General features: G+C 65.2%; 4 protein-coding genes. 1 reads left to right on the top strand and 3 read right to left on the bottom strand.

Features of this window, described 5'->3' with window-relative positions; genetic code table 11:
• The 3 genes from EOA29_RS23350 to EOA29_RS23340 all read right to left on the bottom strand — a co-directional run.
• A partial coding sequence (locus EOA29_RS23350) for a circularly permuted type 2 ATP-grasp protein (protein WP_189478965.1) occupies positions 1–621 on the bottom strand: 621 nt, incomplete at its 3' end.
• A 6-nt stretch (positions 622–627) separates the two neighbouring features.
• Positions 628–3,987: a transglutaminase family protein gene (locus EOA29_RS23345; protein WP_126092219.1), complete on the bottom strand. Its 3,360-nt coding sequence runs from the start codon at positions 3,985–3,987 to the stop codon at positions 628–630.
• Positions 3,988–4,092: 105 nt separating this feature from the next.
• Positions 4,093–5,283 (bottom strand): acyl-CoA dehydrogenase, encoded by a 1,191-nt coding sequence (locus EOA29_RS23340; protein WP_126092218.1) that lies wholly within the window; start codon positions 5,281–5,283, stop codon positions 4,093–4,095.
• 106 nt (positions 5,284–5,389) lie between these two features.
• Between EOA29_RS23340 and EOA29_RS23335 the strand changes: the two genes are divergently transcribed.
• The coding region (locus EOA29_RS23335; protein WP_145969757.1) for a LysR family transcriptional regulator at positions 5,390–5,535 on the top strand (146 nt) is incomplete at its 3' end.

Below are 5,535 nucleotides of genomic sequence, written 5' to 3'. Positions count from 1 at the left end.
GATGTCGGACAGCGCACGCGTGGTGGCGACGCGGTTCTCCAGCGCGAAGCCGGCGCCCGACGGCGCCTGGGTGCGGTCGCCCAGCACCCACCAGCGGCCGTCCGGTCCGCGGCCAAGCTCGAAAGCGACCATATGCAGGAAATGGCCGCTGGCCGGCCGGACGCCGACGACCGGGCGCAGATATTCGGGGCTGGCCGCGATCAACCCGGCCGGCAGGATGCCCTTCTCGACCAGCCGGTTCGGACCGTAGACGTCGGTCAGGATCGCCTCGAACAGGTCGGCGCGCTGGACGAGCCCGGCGCTGATTTCGGCCCATTCCTTCTCGTCGATTAGCAGAGGGACATGCGCCAGCGGCCATTCGCGTTCGTTGGCGCCGGCCTTGTCGTAGACGCGGTAGTAGACGCCCGCGTCGCGCAGATACTGGTCGGCGCGGGCAAATCGCTGTCCGAGCGTCTCAGCCCCCAGTTCATCGAGCGCTTCGATGAAGGAACGCCAGGCCGGGCGCGGATTGCCTGATGCGTCGACCATCTCGTCGACGACACCGTCGATCGGACGGTAGCGCTCCAGCAGGCCCTGCGCCCGCGGCCTGCCGCCCGCCCGTTTCTGATTCCCCTTGGCCATGGTGGATCAGAGTCTCGCCGGCCGCCTGAGGTCAAGGGTCATGGGGAAGTCTTCAGAGGCTTCTTCGGCTTCGAGCACGTAGCTGCCCGGTGTGTGGCCGCGCGGCTCGAAGCGGGCAAGCCGCCGCGCCTCGGCCTCGTTGCCGTTGACCGGAAAGGTGTCGTAGTTGCGGCCGCCCGGATGCGCGACATGGTAGACGCAGCCGCCGATCGAGCGGCCCGACCAGCGATCATAGATGTCGAAGATCAGCGGCGTGTTGACCGGCAAGGCCGGATGCAGGCCGGAGGCCGGCTGCCAGGCCTTGAAGCGCACACCCGCCACCGCGATCTCCCTGCTGTCGGTGACCTTCATCGGCACGATGCGGCCGTTGCAGACGATGGCATGGCGCTCAGGGTTCAGTCCTTCGGTCCTCACCTGCAGCCGCTCGACGGACGAGTCGACGAAGCGGACGGTGCCACCGATCGCGCCCTGCTCGCCCATCACGTGCCAGGGCTCCAGCGCCTGCCTCAGCTCCAGCTTGATGCCGGCATGCTGCACTTCGCCGCAGAACGGAAAGCGGAATTCGAGCTGCGCGGCGAACCATTCGGGGCGAAAGTCGAAGCCGTTGAGCTTCAAGTCTTCAAGAACATCGAGGAAATCCGCCCAGACATAATGCGGCAGCATGAACCGGTCATGCAGCGAGGTGCCCCAGCGCGCGAAGCGGCCGTCGAACGGATTCTTCCAGGCGCGGGCGATGATGGCGCGGACCAGCAACTGCTGGGCAAGCGACATGCGCGCATTGGGCGGCATCTCGAAGCCGCGGAACTCGACCAGCCCGAGCCGGCCGGTCGGGCCATCCGGCGAGAACAGCTTGTCGATGCAGATTTCCGAGCGATGCGTGTTGCCCGTGACATCGGTGAGCAGATTGCGGAACAGCCGGTCGACCAGCCACGGCAAGGGCGCCTCTCCCTTGTCCGGATGCGGCACCTGCGCCAGCGCGATCTCGAGCTCATAGAGCGAATCGTGCCGCGCCTCGTCGAAGCGCGGCGCCTGGCTGGTCGGGCCGATGAACAGGCCGGAAAACAGATAGGACAGCGACGGATGCCGCTGCCATTGCAGCACCAGGCTCTTCAACAGGTCCGGCCGGCGCAGGAACGGGCTGTCGTTGGGCGTCGCGCCGCCGACCACAACATGGTTGCCGCCGCCGGTGCCGGTATGGCGGCCGTCGATCATGAACTTGTCGGTCCCAAGCCGCGACTGCCGGGCTTCCTCGTAGATCGCCGTGGTCGTGGCAACGCATTCCTGCCAGTTGGCGGCCGGATGGATGTTGACCTCTATGACGCCTGGGTCCGGCGCAACGCGGATGACGTTGAGGCGCGGATCGTGGGGCGGGCCGTAGCCTTCGATATGCACCGGCAGCCCAACCGCCTTCGCCGCATTCTCGGCCGCGGCCACCAGTTCAAGATAATCCTCCAGCGCCTCGACCGGCGGCATGAACACGCAGAGCCGGCCGTCCCGCGGCTCGACGGTGAGGGCCGTTCGCACCGCGCCGCCGATCTCTGTGATCTCCTGCTCGACGCGGTCCTGCTGGCCAGTCGCTGCCGTGAAGGATACCGCCTGCTGACGACGGGCCATTTCGTCGGCGCCTTCAGGCTCAACCGGAGCGGTTTCCGGCAAGATCGCCTCGCGCGCAGGCAAGGCGCCGCGCGGCACAGAGGGGTCGACCGGCACGATGTAAGGAAACTGCGCCGGCGGCACGTAGGGCAGCGTGCCGAGCGGCAGACGATAGCCGACCGGAGAGTCGCCAGGGACAAGGAACAGCCGCCCGCGCCGTGTCTTCCATTTCTCCGAGCGCCAGCGCTGCCCCGCGGCCTGGCTGTTCCAACGCTGCACCGGCAGAACATAGCCCGACGGCTTGGTCAGGCCGCGCTCGAAGACGCGCGCCATGCGGCTGCGCTCTTCCGGATCCTCCAACTTCGAATTGGAAGGATCGACATTGTCCGGCAGCTTGCCTTCCTTGAGCAGCCATTCGGCCGGATCCTCATAGGCCTCGCTGACCATCGCCTTGTCGAGGCCGAGTTCGCCGGCGATCGCCGTGAGCAAGCTTTCGGCCTGCTCAGGCCCGACAGAGACCGTGCTCTTTTCCTGCGCGATCAGCGAGGGGTCGCGCCACACCGGCTCGCCATCGGCGCGCCAGTAGAGCGAAAAGGTCCAGCGCGGCAAGCTCTCGCCCGGATACCATTTGCCCTGGCCGTAATGCAGGAAGCCGCCCGGCGCGAAGCGCTCGCGCAGTCGTCGGATGAGCTGATCCGCCTTGTCGCGCTTGGTCGGACCGACGGCGGCCGTGTTCCATTCGGCGGACTCGAAATCGTCGATCGACACGAAGGTCGGCTCGCCGCCCATGGTGAGCCGTACGTCCTGCTCGTGCAAAATGGCATCGACCTTGTTGCCCAGCGCATCGAGCGCTTCCCAGCTTTCGTCGGAGAACGGCTTGGTGATGCGCGGATGCTCGGCAATGCGGTCGACGCGCATGTCGAAGTTGAAATCGACATTGGCGAAGCTCGCCATGCCGGAGATCGGCGCGGCGTTGCGGAAATGCGGCGTAGCGGCAAGCGGCACATGGCTTTCGCCGGTAAGCAGGCCGGAGGTCGGATCGAAGCCGATCCAGCCGGCGCCCGGAATATAGACCTCGCACCAAGCATGCAGGTCGGTGAAGTCGACCGAGGTTCCGGGCGGTCCGTCGAGCGAAACGAGATCGGGCTTGAGCTGGATCAGGTAACCGGAGACGAAGCGCGCGGCGACGCCGAGGTTGCGCAGGATCTGCACCAGCAGCCAACTCGAATCCCGGCACGAGCCTTTGCCCGCGGCCAGTGTCTCCTCCGGCGAGTAGACGCCGGTCTCCATGCGCACGATATAGGCGATCTCGCGCTGCAGCCGCGCATTGAGGTCGACGAGGAAATTGACGGTGTTTGTCGGCCTGCGGTCGATGCTCTCCAGGAACTTCGACAAGAGCGGTCCCACCGGCTCCGGCGTCCGGTAGATGGCAAGGTCTTCGCTGATCTCTTCCGGATAGTCGAAGGGAAAGGTTTCGGCCGAGGGTTCGACGAAGAAATCGAACGGGTTGTAGACCGTCATGTCGGCGACGAGGTCGACTTCGATCTTCAGCTCGTTCACCGGCTCCGGAAAGACGAAGCGGGCGAGGAAGTTGCCGTAGGGGTCCTGCTGCAGGTTGACGAAGTGGTTCTTCGGCTCGACCTTCAAAGAGTGGCTGAGCACCTTGGTGCGGGAATGCGGCGCCGGCTGCAGCCTGATCACCTGGGGGCCGAGCACCACCGGCCGATCGTATTTGTAATGGGTCAGGTGGTGGACGGCTGCCAGTATTGCCATGGTGCCCCGGGGAACGGCGTTTCAATCGCCGAACCCTGACACAAGTCCTGGGCATTCTCCAAGCAGAGATGTTGCGCTGCACCTAATTTAAGCAGCATTGCCGGCTTAGAAAAACGCTTGAATACCCGTCTGCGCCCTTCCGAGGATCAGCGCATGCACGTCATGCGTGCCCTCATAGGTGTTCACCGTCTCCAGGTTCTGCGCATGGCGCATGACGTGGTAGCCGATCTGGATACCGTTGCCGCCATGCATGTCGCGGGCGTGGCGGGCGATGTCGAGCGCCTTGCCGCAATTGTTGCGCTTGACGATCGAGATCATCTCCGGCGCCATCTTGCCTTCGTCCATCAGCCGGCCGACGCGCAAGCTGCCCTGCAGGCCAAGCGCGATCTCGGTCTGCATGTCGGCGAGCTTCTTCTGGAAGAGCTGCGTGCCGGCGAGCGGCTTGCCGAACTGCTTGCGGTCGAGACCGTACTGGCGCGCCCGGTGCCAGCAATCCTCTGCAGCGCCCATGGCGCCCCAGGAAATGCCGTAACGCGCCCGATTGAGGCAACCGAACGGACCTTTCAGGCCCGCTACATTGGGCAGCAGCGCCTCCTCGCCGACCTCGACGCCTTCCATCACCACCTCGCCGGTGATCGAGGCCCGCAGCGACAGTTTGCCGCCGATCTTCGGCGCCGACAGCCCTTTCAGGCCCTTTTCCAGCACGAAGCCGCGGATCTGGTTGTCATGCACTGCCGATTTCGCCCAGACGACGAAGACGTCGGCGATCGGCGCGTTGGAGATCCACATTTTGGAGCCGGAAAGCCTGTAGCCGTTCGCCGTCTTCTCGGCGCGCGTCTTCATGCCGCCCGGATCCGATCCGGCGTCCGGCTCGGTCAGGCCGAAGCAGCCGATCCATTCGCCGGAGGCGAGCTTCGGCAGGTATTTCCTGCGCTGCTCTTCCGAGCCATAGGCATGGATCGGATACATGACCAGCGACGACTGCACGCTCATCATCGAGCGGTAGCCGGAATCGATGCGCTCGACCTCGCGCGCCACCAGCCCGTAGGTCACGTAGTTCGCGCCGAGCCCGCCATATTCCTCCGGGATGGTGATGCCGAGCAGGCCAGCCTCGCCCATCTCGCGGAAAATCGAGGGATCAGTCTTCTCGTCGAGATAGGCTTCCTCGATGCGGGGCGCGAGCTTGTCGGCGGCGAACGCAGCCGCGCCGTCGCGCACCATGCGCTCGTCCTCGGAAAGCTGGTCCTCGATCAGGAAAGGATCGTTCCACACGAAGGCGTTCTTCTCGGCGGCCATGGCCCGCTCTCCCGGCAGTATTTTTGAGGTGCCCGGCTTATCCGCCTCCGCACGGAAAAAATCAAACGAAATTGCATGACGGATCAATGAGCGTTAGTAATAGATCATGAACGTCCAGCGCCGTCTCCTGCCGAACACCGCCGCCCTTGCCGCCTTCGAGGCGGTGGCGCGTCTCGGCTCCTTCACCGCCGCCGCCCGCGAGCTCGATCTGACCCAGGGTGCCATTAGCCGGCAGATCAACCTGTTGGAGGA

It is taken from the genome of Mesorhizobium sp. M1E.F.Ca.ET.063.01.1.1 (assembly GCF_003998155.1).
GTDB lineage: Bacteria > Pseudomonadota > Alphaproteobacteria > Rhizobiales > Rhizobiaceae > Mesorhizobium.
Note: the sequence above shows the minus strand (reverse complement) of the source record. Positions and strands in the feature narration are given on the sequence as shown.

What these genes read in the sequence shown, in the direction of transcription:
- EOA29_RS23345 (WP_126092219.1), bottom strand. Translation starts at nt 3,987, where the DNA reads ATGGCAATACTGGCAGCCGTCCACCACCTGACCCATTACAAATACGAT.
- EOA29_RS23340 (WP_126092218.1), bottom strand. Translation starts at nt 5,283, where the DNA reads ATGGCCGCCGAGAAGAACGCCTTCGTGTGGAACGATCCTTTCCTGATC.